The following is a 20,219-nucleotide window of genomic DNA, read 5'->3' as shown; positions in this document are numbered from 1 at the left end:
GTCAGCGCTCCCGGTGGCGGCCGAGCATCCCGGCGGCGAGCGGCGCGGCGTCCAGGTCACCGGCGGCGAGCCGGGCGGCGAGGGTACGGCGTACCAGCCGGTCGGCCAGCGCGGGCGCGTGCCGGCCGACGGCCATCTCCAGCCGACCGCGTGCGGTGGTCGCCACGTCCCGGGGCGCCCGCCGGGCGGTGGCGGTCCGCAGGATCGCCGCGACGACCCCTTCGACGGGCTCGGGGCGCGACACCCCTCGCAGGGACAGCCCGGCCGCGGCGGTGCTGTCGTGGATCGGTGAGGCGACCATGCTCGGGTAGATGACGCTGACCCCGACGTGGGTGCCCACCTCGTGGCGTAGCGCGTCGGCGTAGGCGACCAGGGCCCGTTTGCTCACCCCGTACGCGGCGGCGAGCGGCAGCGGCAGCACCGCCATCCGGCTGGCCACGAAGATCACCCGTCCGCGTGCGGCGAGCAGTGGGGGCAGCGCCGCGGCGGTGGTACGCCAGGCGGCCAGCAGGTTGACCTCCAGCTGCCGGTGGACCACCTCGTCCGGCGGCAACTCGGCCGGCGCGGGACCACCGACCCCGGCGTTGTTGATCAGCAGGTCGAGCCCGCCGAGCCGGTCGACGGCGGCCCGCACCCCGGCGGGTACGGCGTCGGCGTCGGTGAGGTCGCAGGCCAGCACCGGCACGTCGTGGTCGGGACGGGCGTGCAGGTCGAGCCCCACCACCCGGGCGCCGGCAGCGCTCAACGCGGCGCCGAGGTGGCGGCCGAAGGTCCCGCTCGCCCCGGTGACCAGCACCCGCCGACTCCTCAGGGATCTCGTCACCGCCCGGCTCCGCTCGCGGTGGAGCGGGCGCGGCGGGACCCGACGGTCAACTCCCGGGCCAGCTCGGCCAGGTAGACGTCGAAGTCCACCCGCATCGCCGGGCGGCGCTGGCCCCAGCGGGCGGTCGCGGCCCGCAGTTCGGCCCGGCACGCGGCGCGCTGTCGGGCCGGGTCCGGCAGCGCGTACCGGCCGGCGAGGTGCGCCGCGATCAGCTTGGCCTGCGCCTCGACCAGGGGGAACGCGGAGCCGGTGGACTGCATCAACCCGACGAAGCTCAGCCCGGGGGCGTCGGGGTGGAACACGTGCCGGTACAACGGCAGGGTGTCGGCGCCACCGGCGAGCAACGCCGGGTCGAGGAACGGGACGTCCACCCGGTAGCCGGTGCACCAGATGATCAGGTCGACGGTGTCGCTGCGGCCGTCGGTGAACTCCACCCGGTCGCCGTCGAGGGCGGCGACACCGGGTCGGGCCTCGACGTCACCGTGGGTCAGCCGCGAGAGCAACCCGTCGGAGAGCGTCGGGTGGTCCTGCAGGAAGCCGTGCGTCGGCGCGGGCAGCCCGTAGCGGTCGGGGTTGCCGACGGTGGCGCTCAGCATCGTCTCGGTGATGCGTTGGCGCAGACGCCACGGCAGTCGGCGGGCCAACGCCCCGTTGAGGGTGTCCGAGGGTCGTCCCAGCAGGTACTTCGGTACCACCCAGACGCCCCGGCGCAACGACAGCAGGGTGCGGGTGGCGGCGTACGACGCGTCGACGGCGATGTCCATCGCGGAGTTGCCACCGCCGACGACCAGGACCCGCCGCCCGGCCAACTGCTCCGGGCCCCGGTAGTCGTGGCTGTGGATCTGCTCGGCGGTGCAGGTGCCGGGGTAGCCGGGGTCGGGCAGTCGCGGCACCCGGTTGTGCCCGTTGGCGACGACCACGGCGTCGACGGTGACCTCGACCGGGCCGGTCGGGCCGCTGGCGGCCACCGTCCAGGTGCCGTCGGAGTGCTGGGTGACCCGCCGCACGGTGTGCCGCAGCCGGATGGTGTCGGCCAGGCCGAAGCGCGCGGCGTAGTCGGCGAGGTAACCGGCGACCCGACGGTGGTCGGGGTAGTCCGGCCAGTCGGTCGGCATCGGGTGGTCGGCGAACTGGGTGCGACCACGGCTGGTGTTGAGGTGCAGCGTGCGGTACGCGGGCGAGTCGGGCGCCCCGTACACCCAGAGGCCACCGACCTGGTCGGCGGCCTCGAAGCCCACCGTTGCCACGTCGACGTCGCGCAGTGCCTTGACCGCGGCGAGCCCGGCGGCGCCGGCCCCGATCACCGCCACCCGAGGTGGTACGCCCATTGCCGCCCCCATTAATCCAACGTCCGATGGATAATCGTCGCGTGGCGGCGGCCCGTCAAGGGGTCGGCGACCCGTAGAGCCCGTCGAGCAGGCGATGCACGAACGCCCGGAACTCGCGCCGCTCCCGTGCCCCGGGCGCGCCCGCCGCCAGCGCCACCACGTGCCCGTGCGTCGCCCACACCAGACTGCGCACGGTGATGTGCGGGGTCGGTTCGGCCAGCGCGCCGGTCGCCGCGGCGGCGGTGAGCAACTCCGCGACCAGCCGGTACAACGGGTCGGCGTACCGCTGGTCCAGCTCGGCGTGCCGCTGCGGTTCCAACCAGCGGCGCAACCACAGAGCGGTGGTCTCGGGGTGGTCCTCCAGGAAGTCGACGAAGACGTCGACCAGCTGGTGCAGGGCCCGTCGCGCCGCGTCCGGGCCGGCGTCGAGAGCGGCGCGGGCCTGCTCGGCGGCCTCGGTCAGCACGTCCCGCTCGGCGGCGAACACCCGGGCGAAGCACGCGTCGTAGAGCGCTGCCTTCGTACCCGTGTGGTGCGCGACGGTGGCGACGTCGACCCCGGCGGCGGCGGCGACCTCCCGCAGTCCGACGGCGTCGAAACCCCGCTCGGCGAAGAGCGCGGTTGCCGCGGTGAGCACCACCTCGCGGGTCGGCCGGGTCTCGTCGCGGCGGGGCCGACCCGGGCGACGGCGGGGCATGGTCATGGCCGCCATTCTGCCCCTAGAATCCAGCAACCGTTGGATTGTGGAGAGGATGCGGCGATGACCGGGCTGGACCGGCGGCCCGCGGCCGCCATCGACGCGACGTTGCCGCGCGGCCCGCTGGCGGGCTTCGCGGCCGGCTCGCTCGGCATGGGTGTCTGGGTGACGGTGCCCGGCCTGCTGCTGCTCTACTTCCTCACCGACGTGCTGGCCGTCGGGCCGTGGCTGGCCGGCCTGGCGCTGCTGCTGCCGAAGATCGCCGACGTGGTGTTGCACCCGTGGGTGGGGCACCGCGCCGACGTGGAGCAGACCCGACATGGCGACCGTCGTCGCCTGCTGCTGCTCGGCTGCGCCCTGCCGGTCGCGTTCGCCGCCCTCTTCGCGGTGCCCGGCGGCCTGACCGGCGCGCCGGCGGCGGCGTGGGTGGCGGTGTTCTTCATCGCCGGCAACCTGCTCTTCGCCGCCTATCAGGTCCCCTACCTGTCCACCCCGGCCGACCTGCGCATCGGCTACCACGAACGCACCCGGTTGATGGCGTTCCGGATGGTGGTGCTGACCCTGGGCATTCTGGTCTCCGGGCTGCTGGCTCCGCTGCTCACCGGCGGCGACGCCGCGACCCGGGGCGGCTACCAGCGGATGGGCGTGGTCCTCGCCGTGGGGATGCTGGTGGCCATGCTGGTCGGCGTCGGCGGTATCGCCCGGCTGCGCGGGTCCGCGCCGGCCAGCACCGCGTCCGGGCACGGCGGGTGGCGGGCGTTGCGCACGGCGCTGCGCGATCCGCAGTTCCGGTGGTTGGTCGCCGCGTACCTGGCCATGTCCACCACCACCCACCTGGTGCTCGCCGGGGTGCCCTACTACGCCGAGTACGAGCTGCGCTCTCCCGGCCTGACCACGGTGCTGGTGGCCGCGTTCGTGGCGCCGGCGCTGCTGGTCACCCCGGCCTGGCTGGTGGTGGCCCGACGCGTCGGCAAGCAGCGGGCGCTGCTCGGCGCGCAGGGCGCGTTCGCGATCGGCTCCCTGGTGCTGGCGGTCGGCCGACCGGCCGGCCTGCCGGTGCTCATCGGCGCGGTGGCGGTGCTCGGGGTGGCGTTCGCCGGCATGCAGCTGCTGCCGTTCTCGATGCTGCCCGACGTGATCCGCAACGCCGGTGGCACCGGGGCCGGCACCTACACCGGGGTGTGGACGGCCACCGAGGCCACCGGCGCGGCCCTCGGCCCCTACGCGTACGCGCTGTGCCTGGCCGTGGGTGGTTTCGTGGCCTCGACGGCCGGTGAGTCGCCGGTGCAGCCCGACGCCGCGCTCGCGGCGGTCCGCTACGGCTTCGGGTTGCTGCCGGCGGTGGCGATGCTGGCGGCGGTGCTGCTGCAACGCCGCTACACCCTGGACGCGACGGCCCGGGCGGCGAGCTGACCGGCCGGCACTAGACTTCGCCCTCGATGGACGCCCAGCCCAGCACCACCGAGACCCGTCCGTGCGCCCACTGTGGAGCGCCGGTGCCGCAGCGTGTCGGCGCGGGTCGACCGTTTCGCTACTGCCGCGACAACGACGGCGCCTGCCAGCGCGCCTCCCGCAACAGCCGGATGCGCCACCGCAACGCCCCCGGTCTGCCCGGGCAGGTGGCCCGCACCTGGGAGGCGGTGGACCGGCTCGACCAGATCGTCGAGACGCTGACCGAGTCGCTGCACGCCGAGTTGTCCCCGGTGGGTGTGCAGCGGCAGCTCGCGCAGGTCCGCGCGGAGGCCGCCGGCGAGATCGCCTCAGCGCAGACCGAACGCGACGAGGCCCGCGACGACGCCGAAACCGCGGCGGCCGACGCCGCGCGCGCCCGCGAGCAGGCCCGCGAAGCCCGCGCCGAGGCCGACGACGCCCGCCACCGCGCCGAGCTGGCCCAGCGGCAGGGCGTCGCCGCCGACGAGCGGGCGCAGCACGCCGAGGCCGCCCGCGACCAGGCGCGCCACGACGCCAGCGCCGCCGAGGCGCTGCGCGCCCAGGCCGAACGCGACCGCGACCAGGCCCGCGCCGAGGCGCGGGACCTGCGCACGGAGCGCGACGCCGAACGGCAGCGGGTGGCCGACCTGGGTGTGGAACGCGACGCGCTGCGCGCCGAGGCCGAACGGGCCAGCCGGGCCGCCGCCGAGGCGACCGAGCGGGCCGGGCGGTGGCAGGCCGAGGTGACGGACGTCCGGCGCCAGATCGAGCAGTCGCGCGCCGATGCGGCGCGGACCCGCGCCGAGGCCGCCGACGCCGCCCGCGCGCGTGAGCAGGCCGACCGGGCCCGCGACCGCGCCGAGCTCGCCGCCCGGCAGGCCGACGACGCCCGGCAGGAAGCCGCCGAGGTCGCGGCGCGGCTGCGCGCGGAGGTGGCGGCCCTGGCCGCCCAGCGCGACACGCTCACCGCCGAGCTGACCGTGGCCCGGCAGGCCGCGGCGACCGCCGAGGGCCACCGCACCGCCCTGACGGTACGACTCGACGCCGCCGAGACCGACCGTGATCTCGCGCAGCGGCGGGTGGCGCAGCTCGGCGACCAGGTCAGCGACCTGGCGTTGGCGCTGGCCCGCCTCGGCGCCACCTCTGCCGGCGACGCCACCTGAGGATCGTGGCGCAACCTTCGGTAGGCTCAAGCGGTTAACCTCCCCGGTGGCAGCGGACACGCACCGTTGTCCCGACCCGCCTGGGGATCACCTCACCGGGTGAGCGTCCCGGCCGGCTACCCTTGGTCCCGGCCCACCCGTGGACGCCTCACGCCCTCGGGCGGGAATGGCTCGACGGGGACACACCGTTACACCCAGAAGACCAGCACCACGAACGAGGGGAAGTCGATCATGGGCGAGCGTATGCTGCGCGGAAGCCGCCTTGGCGCGGTGAGCTACGAATCCGACCGCAACACGGAGCTCGCGCCGCGTCAGACCCGCGAGTACCTCTGCGCCAAGGGCCACCAGTTCGAGGTGCCGTTCGCCGTCGACGCCGAGGTCCCGACGACCTGGGAATGCAAGTTCGACGGCAGCGTCGCCCGACTCGTCGACGGCAGCGAGCCGGAGCAGAAGAAGGCCAAGCCGCCGCGTACCCACTGGGACATGCTTCTGGAGCGGCGTTCCATCGCCGAGCTGGAGGACATCCTGGAGGAACGCCTGCAGGAGGTTCGGACCCGCCGCGGCCGCGCCTGAGCCGCACGAGCTACGACGACAGCGCCCCCGGGGTTCTTCCCCGGGGGCGCCGTCGTGTCCAAGTGTGTGGCGTGGCGTCAGTGCCGGCCCGGTTCGACGATCTCGCCCTCGATGGCCCGACCGCCGTCGACCACCACGGGCTGTTCCGGCTGCGGGGTCGGTTGCGGCGCACCCTGGCGCACCCGCACCGTGCGGGGCCCGAACAGGTCACCGGCGACCATCGACGACACCCGCCGCTCGGTGGCGCGGCGCACCCCGACGCGGGTCAGTCGACGCACCGGCGGCACCAGCAGCAGCAACCCGACCAGCCCGCTGACCAGGCCGGGCACCGCCAGCAGCAGCGCCCCGGCCAGCCCGACCAGCCCGTCGGTCACCTGCCCACCCGGGGGTTGCCCGGCCGACGCCGCGGCCCGGAACCCCCGCCAGGCGCGCATCCCCTCGCGGCGCAGCAGAACCAACCCCAGCAGCGACGCGGCGAACACCAGCAACACCGCCGCGCCGAACCCCAGCGCCCGTCCCACACCGACGAACACCGCCAGCTCCAGCACCACCGCCAGCAACAGTGCCAACGGTACGAACCTCAGTCCTCGGCGCATCTCACCTCATCGCCATTCCTGCGGACACCACGGACGCGTTCCGCTCATCCAGCATGACACGGCCCCGCCCACAGCCGCCGTGCCCGAACCGCTCACGGCCACCGTGCCTGGCCGGTGGCGGTGCCGTTCAGGCCCCGGCGTACCGCCTGGCGCCGGTCGCGCACCCCCCAGGCGGTGATCCGCCACAGCGCCTCGGCCACGATCTTCGGGCTCATCTTGCTGTCGCCGCGTTCCCGCTCGGCGAAGGTGATCGGGACCTCCACGATCCGTACCCCGGCCCGGTGCGCCAGCCGCGACAGCTCCACCTGGAACGAGTAGCCCTGCGAGGTGACCGACTCCAGGTCGATGGCGTCCAACGCGCTGATCCGGTACACCCGGTAACCGCCGGTGGCGTCCGAGACGGGCATGCCCAGCGCCAGGCGCGCGTACAGGTTGCCGCCTCGGGAGAGCAGCAGCCGTCGCAGCGGCCAGTTGAGCACCCGCGCGCCGCTGGTCCACCGGGAGCCGATCACCACGTCGGCGTCGCGGGCGGCGTCCAGCAGCGCCGGTAGGTCCTCCGGGGCGTGCGAGCCGTCGGCGTCCATCTCCACGACCGCCTGGTAGCCGTGCTCGCGCGCCCACTCGAACCCGGCCAGGTACGCCGCGCCAAGACCCTGCTTGCCCTGGCGGTGCAGCACCTGCACGTGCGCGTCGCCGTCGGCGAGGGCGTCGGCGATCGCGCCGGTGCCGTCGGGGCTGTTGTCGTCGGCGATGAGGATCCGCACCGCCGGGGCGGCCCGCCGGACCCGGCCCACGATCACGGCGATGTTGTCGGCCTCGTTGTAGGTGGGGATCACCACCAGCACCCGGCCCACCCCGGGCACCTCGTCCGCGCGTCGGATCGTATCGGTCGCCTGGATCACGGTTCCTCCGCTCCCGCCGGCGTACCGGCTGTTGCTATCCGGGCCTGACCCGCTGCCGCCGGCGCAGCACCGCCGCGCCGACCAGGGCCGCCGCGGCCAGCGCGGCGAGCGTCACCTCGGGCCACCAGCCGAGGCGGGTGGCGAGGGTGCGTCCGTCGTCGAGCCGCAACTGCCGCACCACGACCTCCCGGGTGTTGAACCCGGTGGCATCGCTTACCCGCCCGTCGGGTGCGACGAACCCGGACACCCCGACCGTTGACGCCATCAACGCCGGTCGTCCGTGCTCCACCGCCCGCAGCCGCACCATGGCCATCTGCTGGCGGGCCTCCGCCACGTCGAAGGTGGCGTTGTTGGTCTGCACCACCAGCAGTTGCGCGCCGCCGGTGACGGTGTCGCGGACCACCTCGTCGTAGGCGACCTCGAAGCAGATCACGTCACCGAGCACGGCGGGGCCGGCGCGTACCACGCCCGGGGTGCTTCCCGGCACGAAGTCGTTGCGGATCAGGTCGACCTTCTTGCTGACCATCCGGGCCACGTCGCGCAGCGGCACGTACTCGGCGAAGGGCACCGGGTGGCGTTTGGTGTACAGCTGCTCAAGATCCGCGCCGGTGCCGGGGTGCCAGAGGATGCCCGCGTTGCGGACCTGCCCGGCGTCGGGGCCCAGCAGCACCGCGCCGACCAGGATCGGCGCGCCGATGGTGTCGGCGGCCTGGGAGATGCGCGCCCCTGCGGTGGGGTTGCGCAGCGGGTCGATGTCGCTGGAATTCTCCGGCCACACCACCAGGTCGGGGCGCCGCTGTTGCCCGGCGGCGACCCGCCCGGCCAGTTCGATGGTGGCGTCGACGTGGTTGTTGAGCACCGCCTGCCGTTGGGCGTTGAAGTCCAGGCCCAGCCGGGGCACGTTGCCCTGCACGATCGCCACGGTGACGTTCGCGCCGGACCCGGCGGAGGCGACCGGCACCAGCAGAGCCCCGGCGGTCAGCGCGACGGCCACGACGGCCGGTACGACCACCGGCGCCCAGCGACCCCCCACACCACCCCCGGAGCGCGCGGGGCCCTCCAGCGGGCTGTCAGCGCCCGGCGCGGCGTCACCCGCCGTGGTGGTGGGCTCGGGCGCGCGGTGCCGGGCGGTGACCCAGCCCCGCCAGACGGCGGTGACCAGCAGCCCGCCGATGAGCGCCACGACGAAGGTGACCACCGGGGCGCCGCCCAGCGCGGCCAGCCGCAGCAGCGGCGAGTCGTCCTGGCTGAACGCCAACCGCCCCCACGGGAACCCGCCGAACGGGGTGCGGTCGCGCAGCGCCTCCTGCCCGACCCAGAGCAGCCCGGTCAGCGCCGGCCACGCCCAGCGGACGCGGTCGACCAGCGGCGACACCCAGGCGGTGGCCGCGCCCAGCAACGCCAGGTAGCCGGCCTGCAGCAGCGTCAGCAGCACCCACGGCAGGTAGCCGGTGTGCAGGTTCGTCCAGGCCAGCAGCGGGGCGAAGAACGCCAACCCGGTCAGGAAGCCCAGACCGGCGCCGGCGCGCAACCGCCGCCGGTGCGCGGCGGCGGCCAGCAACGCCACCCCGACCGGTGCGAGCGGCCACACCCCGTACGGGGGGAACGCCACCAGCAGGGCCAGCCCGGCGGCCACGGCCAGGGGTACGGCGACCCGCAGCGGCAGGGGGCGACCCACGACGGCAGGCGCGCTGATCACCGTGGGGGCGGGTGTCTCGTCCCGGTCCAGCATCGTCACCGCAGCTTCACCTCGATCACCCGGCGAAGGCTACCCGCCCGACGGTCCCGCTGGCCGCGCCCCCTGTTCGCCGATCTTGCACTTCCGGTGCCGACACAAGGGGCATTCCCGCCCACATCAACGACACAAACCGCAAGATCGCCGGGAGCGGGGGGCGGGAGCGGGGGGCGGGAGCGGGGGGCGGACATGAAATCGGGGCGCGGCTCTCGCCGCGCCCCGATGCTCCCAGGCCCTTCCCGGCCGGTGTGGCGAGGATGGGGCACGACGACCTTCGGACCGACCGGACGTGGACTGGCTGCCCCCGCCGGGCCGTTGTCTACTGGCCGTGCACCTCACCCTGCCCGTACACCGGTAACCGCGGCCGGTTCGCGCCGCCCCGCCGACCCCCGCCCGCTGGACCTGGCCGCCGCGACGATGACGCTTGAACATGTCGCTCGGCCAGCGGACGAAGGGACGAAGCGAACAACAGCCGCTTCCCGTGGTAGGACTCAAAGACGGTACGTGCCGACCCCCGTCGGTTGTCAACCCGCAGCCGGCCTGTCGTGTGTTGCGACACGGCGTGTCGGGTCGGCGAGTCTCAATGCGTACGCAGGTGCTCACGCAGCAGCGCCTGCGCGGCCGCCCGGTGCTCCTCGGCGAGCAGCCCACCGGCGGCCAGCACGTAGTCGGCGTCGAGGACCGCCGCGGCGGCGCGCGGCAGCGCCCACCCGCCGGCGTGGTCGGCCAGGACCGCCGTCAGCACCTGCCCGGACACGTCCGCCGGCGAGTGCCGCAGCACCCCGCCGGAGCCCACCAGCATCCGGACGTCGCGCAGGTCCCGCCCGGCGCGCTCACCGGTGGCGGCGCCCCGGGCGTGCCGGCGTAGCGCCACCGTCGCGGCGAGGGTGGCGATCCGCCGGTCCACGGCCCGCTGGTCGTCGTCGACGGCCAGGAACGCCGGGTCGGCCGCCCGGCGCGCCGCCGCGGCGCCCAGCTCGTCGGCCTCACCGGCGGTGAGCAGCCGTTCCTCGACGGCCGCCCGCACCACCCCCGGGGCGCTCCACCGCATGCCCAGATCGCCCTCCACGGTGCGGGCCCGCCACAGACTGCCGGCGACCTCCCGCCCCGGCCCGGCGGCCCGCTCGTCCGGCGTGAGCACCGAATACACGTCGGTGGTGGCCCCACCCACGTCGACCACCGCCAGGTCACCACCGAGGGTGTCGGCGAGCACCTCCACACCGGTGAGCACCGCGTCGGGGGTGGCCGCCCGCACCAACCGCGCGAACCGGGACCCCCGCGACAGTCGTTTACCGCCGATGACGTGGCGCAGGAACACCGCGCGGATCGCCGCCCGCGCCGACGCCGGGGCGAGCACCCCGATGCGCGGCAGGACGTTGTCGGCGTCGGTGACCGGCACCCCGGCGTCGCGCAGCAGCCCGGTCAGCTGTGCGCGCACGTCGGCGTTGCCCGCGTACACCACGGGCCGCCGCCACCGGGCCCGGGCCAGGCGGGTGGCGTTGTGGGTGATCGTGTCGGCGTCGCCGCCGTCGGTGCCGCCCACGAGCAGCACCACGTCCGGTCGGGCCGCCCGCAACGCCGTCAGGTCGGCGGCGCCGAGCCGCCCGGCCGCGACGTGCACCACGTGCGCGCCGGCGGACAACCCGACCCGCCGGCCGGCCTGCGCGGTGACCAGCGGCTCGTAGCCGATCACGGCCAGCCGCAACCCACCCCCGGCCGACGAGCACACGTACCAGGGCACGTCACGCGCACCGAGCCCGACGGTGGCCGCCGCGACCGCGGCGTCCAGGCCGTGCAGCACGTCGGTGCCCACCGTGGTGGGCGCCGACGCCGCACCGGCCAGGACACCGCCGGCCAGGTCCACCACCGCCACCTTCGTGTACGTGGAACCCACGTCGGCGCAGACCGCCAGGGTCACGAGTTTCCCTGTTCGCGACTGCGGGGCTCGCAACCCCGCCTCACTCCTCGCGACTCACGCTGGCGGGAACGACCACGGTGCCGGTCGCGGTGGCCGCCACGATCGGCGGGTCGAGAACCTCCGCGGCGGACGCGGAACGGTCCGGTCGACCCCGGCACACCACCGCGCAGCTCAGCTCCAGGGTGCGGCTGCGGCTGCCCACCCGCGACACCCGCGCGGTCACCTCGACCACGTCCCCGGCGTGCACCGGCGCGAGGAAACGCACATCGGCGTACCCGGCGAACAGGCCCTCGTCGCCGTCGGTGCGGATGCACACCTCCGTGGCGACGTCGCCGAACAACCCGAGCGCGTACGCCCCGTCGACGAGGTTGCCGGCGTAGTGGGCGTGCGAGTACGGCACATACCGCCGGTGCGTCACCGTCAACCCGAGCCGTGCGTCGGTCATGCCATCGCCTTCCGTTGCGTGATCAGGGCGTGCACGAGGTAGCTGGCCACCTCGCCGGGCGTGGTGCCCCGACCGAAGATCCGGTCCACGCCCAACTCGTCGGTCATCGTCTCGTCGAAGCGGGGACCACCGACGATCAGCAGCGGGCGTTTGCCCGCCGGCATCGCCTCCCGGAACGCCGCCGACATCTCCCGGGTGTTGTGCAGGTGCGCGTCGCGCTGGGTGACCACCTGCGACACGAGCACCGCGTCGGCCTTCTCCGCCCGGGCGGTCTCCACCAGCTCCGGCACGCTGACCTGCGCGCCCATGTTGGTGACCTTCAACTCCCGGTAGTACTCCAGGCCCTTCTCCCCCGCGATGCCCTTGACGTTGAGGATCGCGTCGATGCCCACCGTGTGCGCGTCGGTGCCGATGCACGCCCCGACCACCGACAGCTTGCGCCGCAACCGCTGCTTGATCACCGTGTTGACGTCCTTCGCCGACAGCAACGCGAAGTCCCGTTCCACCACCTGCACCGCGCCCAGGTCGACCAGGTGGTTGACCCGCCCGTACACGACGAAGAACGTGAACCCGTCACCCATCGGCTTGGCGTGCACCACCATCGCCGGGTCCATGCCCATCTTGTTGGCCAACTGCACCGCCGCGCCCTCGGCCCGCTTGTCGTGCGCCACCGGCAGGGTGAACGACACCTGCACCATGCCGTCACCGGTGGTGTCCCCGTACGGCCGCACGATCGACTTGTGGCTGGTTCGCTCGCTGCGCTCGCTCACGCCGCCGCCTCCAGGATGTCGGTGGCCGGGTTGCAGTAGTCGGCCTCGTGCGCGGCGACCCCGTCGAGGCCCTTGCCGCGGTCCGCGGGCCGCTTCATGATCCCGAAGGTGCCCTCGGCGATCGCCGTGAGCAACGTCTGCTCCCCGATGCGATCCAGCAGGTCCAGCGCCTCACCGAGGACCTGGTTGGCGCGGCGGCGGATGAACCCGTCCGGCGCCGGCACGAAGTCCTCGTGCAACCCACCGGCCGCGCCGAGGACGTAGCGCACGTTCTGCAGGGCGATGTCCCGGTCGGACAACCACGGCGTCACCACCGCCTCGGTCATCATCCCCACCAGCAGGATGCCCTGCCCGGTCAGCGCACCGGCCAGGTTGAAGAACCCGTCGAGCAGGTTGCCCCGGAACACGTCACCGGTCATGTGCTTCGTCGGCGGCATCCACTTCAACGGCGCGTCGGGGAACAACTCCCGGGCCAGCAGGGCGTGCGCCAACTCCAACCGGAACGACTCCGGCACCTCCGGGTTGATCTCGAACGCGTGCCCCAGGCCCAACTGCCAGTCCGCCAGCCCCGCCTCGTGCGCGAAGAATTCGTTGAGCAGCTGCGACACCGTCACCGTGTGCGCCTCGTCGACCGCGTCGGCGGTGGTCAGGTAGTTGTCCTCACCGGTGTTGATGATGATCCCGGCGCGGGCGTGCACCTGCCGGGAGAACCGCTGGTCGACGAAGGTGCGCACCGGGTTGATGTCGCGGAACAGGATCCCGTACATCGAGTCGTTCAACATCATGTCGAGGCGTTCCAACCCGGCCAGGGTCGCCATCTCCGGCATGCACAGCCCGGACGCGTAGTTGGTCAACCGCACGTAACGGCCCACCTCCTTCGACGACTCGTCCAACGCCGCCCGCATCAACCGGAAGTTCTCCTGCGTGGCGTACGTGCCGGCGAAACCCTCCCGGGTCGCGCCCTCGGGCACGTAGTCCAACAACGACTGCCCGGTGGAACGGATCACCGCGATCACGTCCGCGCCGGCGCGCGCCGCCGCCTGCGCCTGCGGAATGTCCTCGTAGATGTCGCCGGTCGCGACGATCAGGTAGATCCACGGCCGCTGCGCCGGGTCGCCGTGACGCTTCACGAGGCGGTCCCGCTCGGCGCGCCGCCGGTCGATGCGCCGGATGCCCGCGCCGACCGCCCTACGCGCCGCCGACCGGGCCGCCGTCGCCGCCCGCCCGGTGGGCTGGCTGAACCGCACCGACCCGGCCGCGGCCTTCTGCGCCAGCAACGTCACATCCGTGCTGCCCTCGCGCACCAGGGCGTCGAACACCGGCACCGCCACCCCGTGCCCCAACCCCACATCCGCGGCGACCGCGTCGACGAGCCGGTTCACCCACGGGATGCCGTCCGGGTCCGCGCCGGTCACCCCGGCCAGGCGCAGGACCGCCCGCTCCACCGACACCGTGGTGTGGCTGCGGGCCAGGTCCACCACCGGCTGCCCGGCCCGACGCGCCAACTCCCGCGCCCGCGCCACCAGCACCGGATCAAGATCAAGCTTCCCGGTCATGACGACCCTTCCTCATAAATGACCTCACCGCGCAGCACCAGACGCCGACACACCGGCAACGGCGTCGGGTCGTGCGGACCCCGCGCCTCCGGGTCCTCGGCCTGCAACACCGGCAGACCCCGCTCCACCCCCGCCGGCGTCGACCACACCGCGAACGTCGCCGGCGCACCCAACGCCAGCACCCCCTCGACGTCCAGGTGCACCGCCCGCCACCCGCCCCGGGTGTGCGCCGCGAACGCCGAACGCACACCCATCCGCTGCGCCGGGTTGTGGTGCGCGACCGCCGCCCGCACCGACCCCCACGGGTCCAGCGGAGTCACCGGCGAGTCCGACCCGAACGCCAACGCCACCCCCACCGAGTGCATCGCACCCATCGGGTTCGACTCCAACGACCGGTCCAACCCCAACCGCGTCTCGTACATCCGGCCCGCGCCACCCCACAACCGGTCGAACGCCGGCTGCATGCTCGCCACCACCCCGTACTCCACGAACCGCGCGATCAACGCCTTGCTCATGATCTCCGCGTGTTCGATGCGGTGCCGGGCCGCCCGCAACCGCTCCACCCCCACCGTCCGCGCCGCCGCCGCGAACCCGTCCAGGACGGTGCCGATCGCCGCGTCACCGATGGCGTGGAAACCGCCCTGCACACCGTGCGCCGCGCAGTCCAGCAGGTGATCACGCACCTGCTCGACCGACAGGTACCCGTGCCCGCAACCCTCACCGTCGCCGTACGGCTGCGACACGTGCGCCGTCCGCGACCCCAACGCCCCGTCGGCGAACAAATCCCCACCGGCGCCGACCGCGCCCAACTCCCGGGCCCGCGCCGCACCACCCAACTCACCCCAGTACCCGTACACCTCCGGCAGGCCCGCCCCGGAGATGCCCAACAGGCCGGTGAAGTCCTCCTCGTCGGAGATCTCCGGGCCGCCACACTCGTGCACCGCCGCGATCCCCAACGACGCCGCATGCGCCAGGGCCACCCGCTGCGCCGCGACCCGCTGCGCCCGACTCACCGACGCCTGCGCGGCCGCCCGCACCACGTGGTGCGCGTCGCGCCGCAACCAACCCGACGCGTCGTACCCGGGCGCCCGCGCCGCCTGCGGGCAGGCCGCCAGCATCGCCGACGACACCAACGCCGAGTGGATCGACGCCTGCGACAGGTACACCCGCCGACCACCGGCGGCCCGGTCCAACGCCGCGGCGTCCGGCAACGTCGGATCCGACCAACCCGACTCGTCCCACCCGTGCCCGAGCACCACCGCGTCCGCCGGCAGACCCGCCGCGAACCCCGCCACCGCGTCGAGCAACTGCCCCGCCGAGCGCACCCCGGCCAGGTCCAGCCCGGACAACGCCAACCCGGTGTCGGTGGCGTGCACGTGCGCGTCCACGAACGCCGGCGTCACCAACGCCCCGCCCAGATCCACCACCCGGTCGGCCGGCGGCGCGTCACCGTCGGTCCCCAACCAGGCAATCCGCCCACCGGACACCAGCAGCGCGGTGGCGCTCGGGTCGGCGGGGCAGTGCAGCGCGCCGCCGCGGTACAACGTCGAGGGGTTCGTCATGACCTCAGTCTGCCGCGACCCGCGCCGCGAACAGCTGACGCACCCCAGGCTCGGTGCGCAACAGCTCCAACGCCATCTCCGCGTGCCCCGGCACGTACCCGTTGCCCACCAGCATCGTCACGTCCGCCGCCAAGCCCTCCGCGCCCAGCGCCGCCGCGGAGAAGCTCGTCGCCATCGAGAAGAAAATCACCGTGCCGCCGTCGGCGGTGGCCAGCACCGCCCCGTGCTCACACCCCGGCACGTCCACGCAGACCACCGTCACGTCCGCCGGCACCCCCAACGCGGTGGTCACCGCCGTGGACAACCCCACCGGGTCGCGGGCGTCTGCCACCGCCACCACCGACGCCAGGCCGGCGGCCGTCAGCGCGTCGCGCTCCACCGCCACCGGCACCACCCCGACGGTACGGGCGGCGCCCGCCCGTCGCGCCGCCGCCAGCGACAACGACCCGCTCTTACCCGCCCCACCGATCACCGCGACCCGCACCGGCGTCGGATCACCGCCACGCCGACGCTCCTCGACGTAGCGCGACACCACCCGCGCGGTCAGTGCGGGCGCACCGCACACGTCCAGCACGGCGAGGGACAACTGGGGGTCCTCGTCGTCGGGCAGCACCGCGGCGATGGAGCGCGCGAACAGGATCGCCCAGCCGTCACAGGGCACCTGCTCGCTGCGCCCGTCCCAACGGGCCAACCCGTCGGTGATCACCAGGGGCGTCAACGTCAACGACACCAGGGTCGCGACCCGCTCCCCCGCCCGCAGGCCCAGCGGGGACCGCCGACCGGCCTCCTCGACGGTGCCGATCAGCATTCCGCCCGAGCCGGTCACCGGGTTCTGCATCTTCCCCCGGGTAGCGATGATCTCCAGCACCTCGGCGCGGACCGCGTCACCGTCGCCGCGGTGCTTCTCCGACAACTGCCGGAAGCTCGCCGCGTCCAGGTTGAGCCGCTGCACCCGGATCCGCACCTCGTTCGGCGCGATCGCCGCCGACGTGTCCAGGCGCCAGGCCGCCTGCGGCAGCACCCCCGCCGGTTGCACGACGCGGTGCAGTCCCACCGGTGACGTCACGCCGACCTCCCCTATGCAGCCGCCCGAAGCCCCGGTCAAGGCTCGCGTAACGGGAAAACTTACGGCAGACTAGTTTCTGTACCGAATATTTTCCAGTAGCCTTCGGGCTTCGATGACCAGCCGCACCACCAAGGAGGGGCCGTGACCCACACCATCCCGCACCCCCGTCACGCCCCGGCCGCCGCACCGACCGCCGGGCAGCCCTACGAATACCACCGCCGCCCCCTGGTCGAACCCGACTGGACCCGGTTCCCCGGCTGGCGCCATGTCACCCGCGACCAGTGGGAATCCGCCCAGTGGCAACGCGTCAACTGCGTCAAGAACATCAAGCAGCTCCGCGCCGTCCTCGGCGACCTCATCGACGAGACCTTCTACGCCGACCTCGAGGCCGACCAGTTGGCCCTGGCCACCATGTCCATGCTGGTGCCACCACAAATGATCAACACGATGGTGCCGTTCGAGCCCCCCACCACCGAGGCGCTGCTCGCCGACCCCATCCGCCGCTACATGATCCCGGTCGCCTCCGACCGCCGCACCGACTGGCCCTCACACCCCTACGCCAGCCGCGACAGCCTCCACGAGCACGACATGTGGGTCGCCGAAGGGCTCACCCACCGCTACCCCACCAAGGTCCTCGCCGAACTGCTCTCCACCTGCCCCCAGTACTGCGGACACTGCACCCGCATGGACCTCGTCGGCAACTCCACCCCCGCCGTCGACAAACTCAAACTCACCCTCAAGCCCGTCGACCGCTACGACGCCCACATCGCCTACCTCAAGGCCCACCCCGGCGTCCGCGACGTCGTCGTCTCCGGCGGCGACGTGGCCAACGTCCCCTGGCGCAACCTCGAGTCGTACCTCATGCGCCTGCTGGAACTCGAAACGGTCCGCGACATCCGGCTCGCCACCAAGGCCCTCATGGGCCTACCCCAACACTGGCTGCAACCCGACGTCGTCGAAGGCCTGGAACGCGTCGCCCGCACCGCCGCCCGCCGCGGCGTCAACCTCGCCATCCACACCCACGTCAACCACGCCCAGTCGCTCACCCCACTGGTCGCCAAAGCCGCCCAGACCGCCCTCGACGTCGGCGTCCGCGACGTCCGCAACCAGGGTGTCCTCATGCGCGGCGTCAACGCCACCACCCCGGAACTGCTCGACCTCTGCTTCGCCCTGCAAGGCGAAGCCGGCATCCTGCCGTACTACTTCTACATGTGCGACATGATCCCCAACGCCGAACACTGGCGGGTTCCGGTCTGGCACGCCCAGCAACTCCAACACGACATCATGGGCTACCTCCCCGGCTACGCCACCCCCCGCATCGTCTGCGACGTCCCCTTCGTCGGCAAGCGCTGGGTGCACATGCTCACCGACTACGACCGTGAGCGCGGCATCTCCTACTGGACGAAGAACTACCGCACCTCCATCGAATCCGCCGACCTGGAGGCGCTCAACAAGCGCTACGCCTACTACGACCCGATCGACACCCTGCCCGCCGACGGCCAGCAGTGGTGGCACGACCACCGCGACGACTGACCCACCCACGGCGACACCCCCGACCGACCTTTCCGGGGTGTCGCCGTGGCCCGTCACCGGCAGCCCAGCGCCGGCACGTACCCGGCACGCACCGTCCCCGCCGCGACCTCGTCGGCGTACTCCCAGAACACCTCCGACCAGTCGCCAGCCCGATCCAGGTCCCGCAGCACCCGCCACCCGTGGCTGCTCCGCAGCGCGTCCTCGGCCCGCCGCGCCGCCGCCCCATCCCCGCTCGCCCGTGCCCGCTGCCACTCCGCGATCCACCCGCACCGGCGACGCCACCAGGAAGGCCTCCGCGACGACGTCAGCCGCGTCCTCCGGATGCGCGACACGACGCAGCGCGTACGCCAACAACGACTCGAAGTCCTCGGCGTAGACCCGCCGGAAGCGGTCCTCGTCATGCTCTGTCCCTGAGCTCACGTCCAGTCCATGTCCGGGGTGACCACAACCGTGACAGGCCCTCCGCGCGGTGCGCGCCGAAAAAAGCCCACCGGGCACTCGCGACGATGGCGGTACACCGGCCGACCGCGACGCGCGTGACACCCGCGGCACTCGGTCAGCCGCCGGTCAGCACCTCGGACAACGGCGCCGGCACCAGCCCCCGCTCCCGCAACCCGGCCAGGATGTGCGGCAACGCCTCGTCCGTCATCGCCGCGTTCGCCTCGGTCACATGCATGATCACCACCGACCCGGGGCGAACGTGGTCCAACACCGCGCGTACCAACGGCTTCCACGCCGTCGCGAACGGATCGCCGCTGACCACGTCCCCGTCGACCACCGTCACGCCCAGCGGCGCCAACGCGTCCAACGCCGCCGCGTCGTGACACAACCCGGGAAACCGGAAGTACCGGGTCTGCCGACCGCCGTAGGGCGCAATCACCTCGAACGTCCTCGCCACATCGCCGACCAGCTCGTCGACCGGCAACCGGGGCAGGTCGTAACAGTCCCCGGTGAACGCCGCGTGCCCATAGGTGTGGTTCGCCAACTCGAAGCGCGGGTTACCGGCGATCCGCCGGGTCACGTCCGGATACCGCTGCACCCACTTGCCGGTCAGGAAGAACGTCGCCGGCACCTGCTCCCGCTCCAGCAGGTCGAGGATGCGCAGGTTCGCGTACGACTTCACCCGGCCAGCACGCAGGCTGGCCAACATCCCGTCGGTCATGTCCGCGTCGAAGGTCAGCGCGACCTTGGCGCCGGTGCGCGGCCCATGATCCACCACCGGCGCCCTGGTCCCGATGGGCGTCGCGCCCGGCACCGTGCCAACCACCGGCGGCGACGATACCCCTGGAGTAGCACCCGTCGACGGCACCGCCGGAGAGGCGGGGGCCGACGGCGCACCGGCCGGGGTCGACGAGGCCGACGACCCGACGAAGACGGGCCGGTCCGGCGGCGGCACCCGGGACGCCGTGCACGCGGCACCTCCGACAACAGCCACCGCCGCGAGTACGCCACACCACAACGGACGAAGCCGACCCCGAATCACGCCGCCGATCATCCCAAACGCGAGCGCCCCTCACTGCCCCGCCCGCACCCCGCGTCTCGCCACCCCCGCATCTCGCCGCGCCCCCTGCCTCGCCGATCTTGCACTTACGGTCGTCGGATTGGGCGGGATGTCCTGAATGCCGCAACAGAAAGTGCAAGATCGGCGAGACCAGGGGTGGCGAGAGTGTCGGTCATGGGGTTGTGGCGCCGGGTTTGGGCAGTCAGGGGCGTTTGGTCCCCCGCCGCAACTCCATGATCGACGGAGCGGAGCGGAGCGGGGCGGGGCGGAGCGGGGCGGGGCGGGGCGGGGTGAACAGCTCTGCGGTTTGGGTCGACGTGTGACTGGGGGCCGCAGCGCGACGGGTCCCCGGGCGGCGGTGCGCCCGGGGACCCGTGGACCGCTCAGGTCACTTCGTGAAGGAGTCCTTCACGTTGCGACCGGCGTCCTTCATGTTCTGACCGGCCTGCTTGGCGCGCGCGTCGCTCTGCTGGCTGGCGCCCTCGCCACGCATCCGCTCATTGTCGGTCATGTCGCCGACGCGCTCCCTCGCTGCGCCGGCCATCTGCTCAACCTTGTTCTTTGCCTTCTCGGTGAAGCTCATCGCGTCTCCTCGGTCTGGCGGTTGTCCTGGCTCGGTT

19 protein-coding genes are annotated in these 20,219 nt (G+C 73.4%); 4 read left to right on the top strand and 15 right to left on the bottom strand.

Going from position 1 to position 20,219, the window contains the following annotated elements; genetic code table 11:
* Nucleotide 1 precedes the first annotated feature (1 nt).
* The 3 genes from AB0877_RS05480 to AB0877_RS05470 are packed head-to-tail and all read right to left on the bottom strand — an operon-like array spanning nucleotide 2 to nucleotide 2,854.
* A complete protein-coding gene (locus AB0877_RS05480; protein WP_366606898.1) occupies nucleotides 2-823 on the bottom strand; it encodes an SDR family NAD(P)-dependent oxidoreductase in 822 nt (273 codons plus the stop codon).
* The gene (locus AB0877_RS05475; protein ID WP_366606896.1) at nucleotides 820-2,151 is read right to left on the bottom strand and encodes an NAD(P)-binding domain-containing protein; all 1,332 of its coding nucleotides are present in this window, start codon (nucleotides 2,149-2,151) and stop codon (nucleotides 820-822) included. Before AB0877_RS05475 ends, AB0877_RS05480 begins: the two co-directional genes overlap by 4 nt.
* A gap of 55 nt (nucleotides 2,152-2,206) precedes the next feature.
* Entirely contained in the window at nucleotides 2,207-2,854 is a 648-nt protein-coding gene (locus AB0877_RS05470; protein WP_366606894.1) for a TetR/AcrR family transcriptional regulator, read from the bottom strand.
* Nucleotides 2,855-2,911: 57 nt separating this feature from the next.
* On the opposite strand from AB0877_RS05470, the gene AB0877_RS05465 reads away from it, so the two are divergent.
* The 3 genes from AB0877_RS05465 to AB0877_RS05455 all read left to right on the top strand — a co-directional run bounded on the left by AB0877_RS05465 (nucleotide 2,912) and on the right by AB0877_RS05455 (nucleotide 6,015).
* Nucleotides 2,912-4,261, top strand: coding sequence for an MFS transporter (locus tag AB0877_RS05465; protein WP_366606892.1), 1,350 nt, complete (start codon nucleotides 2,912-2,914; stop codon nucleotides 4,259-4,261).
* Between the two features lie 26 nt (nucleotides 4,262-4,287).
* Nucleotides 4,288-5,442, top strand: coding sequence for a hypothetical protein (locus AB0877_RS05460; RefSeq protein ID WP_366606891.1), 1,155 nt, complete (start codon nucleotides 4,288-4,290; stop codon nucleotides 5,440-5,442).
* Between the two features lie 231 nt (nucleotides 5,443-5,673).
* The gene (locus AB0877_RS05455) at nucleotides 5,674-6,015 is read left to right on the top strand and encodes an RNA polymerase-binding protein RbpA (protein WP_030327608.1); all 342 of its coding nucleotides are present in this window, start codon (nucleotides 5,674-5,676) and stop codon (nucleotides 6,013-6,015) included.
* Between the two features lie 77 nt (nucleotides 6,016-6,092).
* On the opposite strand, the gene AB0877_RS05450 is transcribed toward AB0877_RS05455, so the two are convergent.
* From AB0877_RS05450 to AB0877_RS05410, 9 genes are all read right to left on the bottom strand, one after another.
* Nucleotides 6,093-6,611: an FxsA family protein gene (locus AB0877_RS05450; protein WP_366606889.1), complete on the bottom strand. Its 519-nt coding sequence runs from the start codon at nucleotides 6,609-6,611 to the stop codon at nucleotides 6,093-6,095.
* Nucleotides 6,612-6,703: 92 nt separating this feature from the next.
* Entirely contained in the window at nucleotides 6,704-7,513 is an 810-nt protein-coding gene (locus tag AB0877_RS05445; protein WP_366606887.1) for a polyprenol monophosphomannose synthase, read from the bottom strand.
* Nucleotides 7,514-7,547: 34 nt separating this feature from the next.
* On the bottom strand, nucleotides 7,548-9,245 hold the full coding sequence (lnt, locus tag AB0877_RS05440) for an apolipoprotein N-acyltransferase (protein ID WP_366607112.1): 1,698 nt from the start codon (nucleotides 9,243-9,245) through the stop codon (nucleotides 7,548-7,550).
* 583 nt (nucleotides 9,246-9,828) lie between these two features.
* The gene (locus AB0877_RS05435; RefSeq protein WP_366606886.1) at nucleotides 9,829-11,166 is read right to left on the bottom strand and encodes a glutamate mutase L; all 1,338 of its coding nucleotides are present in this window, start codon (nucleotides 11,164-11,166) and stop codon (nucleotides 9,829-9,831) included.
* Between the two features lie 40 nt (nucleotides 11,167-11,206).
* On the bottom strand, nucleotides 11,207-11,611 hold the full coding sequence (locus AB0877_RS05430; protein WP_366606884.1) for a hotdog domain-containing protein: 405 nt from the start codon (nucleotides 11,609-11,611) through the stop codon (nucleotides 11,207-11,209).
* Complete coding sequence (locus tag AB0877_RS05425; protein ID WP_366606883.1) at nucleotides 11,608-12,381, bottom strand: OAM dimerization domain-containing protein; 774 nt, start codon at nucleotides 12,379-12,381, stop codon at nucleotides 11,608-11,610. The genes AB0877_RS05430 and AB0877_RS05425 overlap by 4 nt, the downstream gene beginning before the upstream one ends.
* On the bottom strand, nucleotides 12,378-13,937 hold the full coding sequence (locus AB0877_RS05420; protein ID WP_366606881.1) for a lysine 5,6-aminomutase subunit alpha: 1,560 nt from the start codon (nucleotides 13,935-13,937) through the stop codon (nucleotides 12,378-12,380). Before AB0877_RS05420 ends, AB0877_RS05425 begins: the two co-directional genes overlap by 4 nt.
* Nucleotides 13,934-15,499, bottom strand: coding sequence for an amidohydrolase (locus tag AB0877_RS05415; RefSeq protein ID WP_366606879.1), 1,566 nt, complete (start codon nucleotides 15,497-15,499; stop codon nucleotides 13,934-13,936). The genes AB0877_RS05420 and AB0877_RS05415 overlap by 4 nt, the downstream gene beginning before the upstream one ends.
* A 4-nt stretch (nucleotides 15,500-15,503) precedes the next feature.
* Nucleotides 15,504-16,553, bottom strand: a complete 1,050-nt coding sequence (locus AB0877_RS05410) for a zinc-binding alcohol dehydrogenase (protein WP_366607110.1) — start codon at nucleotides 16,551-16,553, stop codon at nucleotides 15,504-15,506.
* A 153-nt stretch (nucleotides 16,554-16,706) separates the two neighbouring features.
* Between AB0877_RS05410 and AB0877_RS05405 the strand changes: the two genes are divergently transcribed.
* Nucleotides 16,707-18,098, top strand: a complete 1,392-nt coding sequence (locus AB0877_RS05405; RefSeq protein WP_366606877.1) for a lysine 2,3-aminomutase — start codon at nucleotides 16,707-16,709, stop codon at nucleotides 18,096-18,098.
* A 53-nt stretch (nucleotides 18,099-18,151) separates the two neighbouring features.
* On the opposite strand, the gene AB0877_RS05400 is transcribed toward AB0877_RS05405, so the two are convergent.
* The 3 genes from AB0877_RS05400 to AB0877_RS05390 form a co-directional block, all read right to left on the bottom strand.
* Nucleotides 18,152-18,430 (bottom strand): hypothetical protein, encoded by a 279-nt coding sequence (locus tag AB0877_RS05400; protein ID WP_366606875.1) that lies wholly within the window; start codon nucleotides 18,428-18,430, stop codon nucleotides 18,152-18,154.
* A gap of 224 nt (nucleotides 18,431-18,654) precedes the next feature.
* Nucleotides 18,655-19,365, bottom strand: a complete 711-nt coding sequence (locus AB0877_RS05395) for a polysaccharide deacetylase family protein (RefSeq protein ID WP_366606873.1) — start codon at nucleotides 19,363-19,365, stop codon at nucleotides 18,655-18,657.
* A gap of 622 nt (nucleotides 19,366-19,987) precedes the next feature.
* Nucleotides 19,988-20,182, bottom strand: coding sequence for a CsbD family protein (locus AB0877_RS05390; protein WP_366606872.1), 195 nt, complete (start codon nucleotides 20,180-20,182; stop codon nucleotides 19,988-19,990).
* Nucleotides 20,183-20,219 lie beyond the last annotated feature (37 nt).

The sequence above is a fragment of the Micromonospora sp. NPDC047644 genome (assembly GCF_040704315.1).
Lineage (GTDB): Bacteria > Actinomycetota > Actinomycetes > Mycobacteriales > Micromonosporaceae > Micromonospora.
Note: the sequence above shows the minus strand (reverse complement) of the source record. Positions and strands in the feature narration are given on the sequence as shown.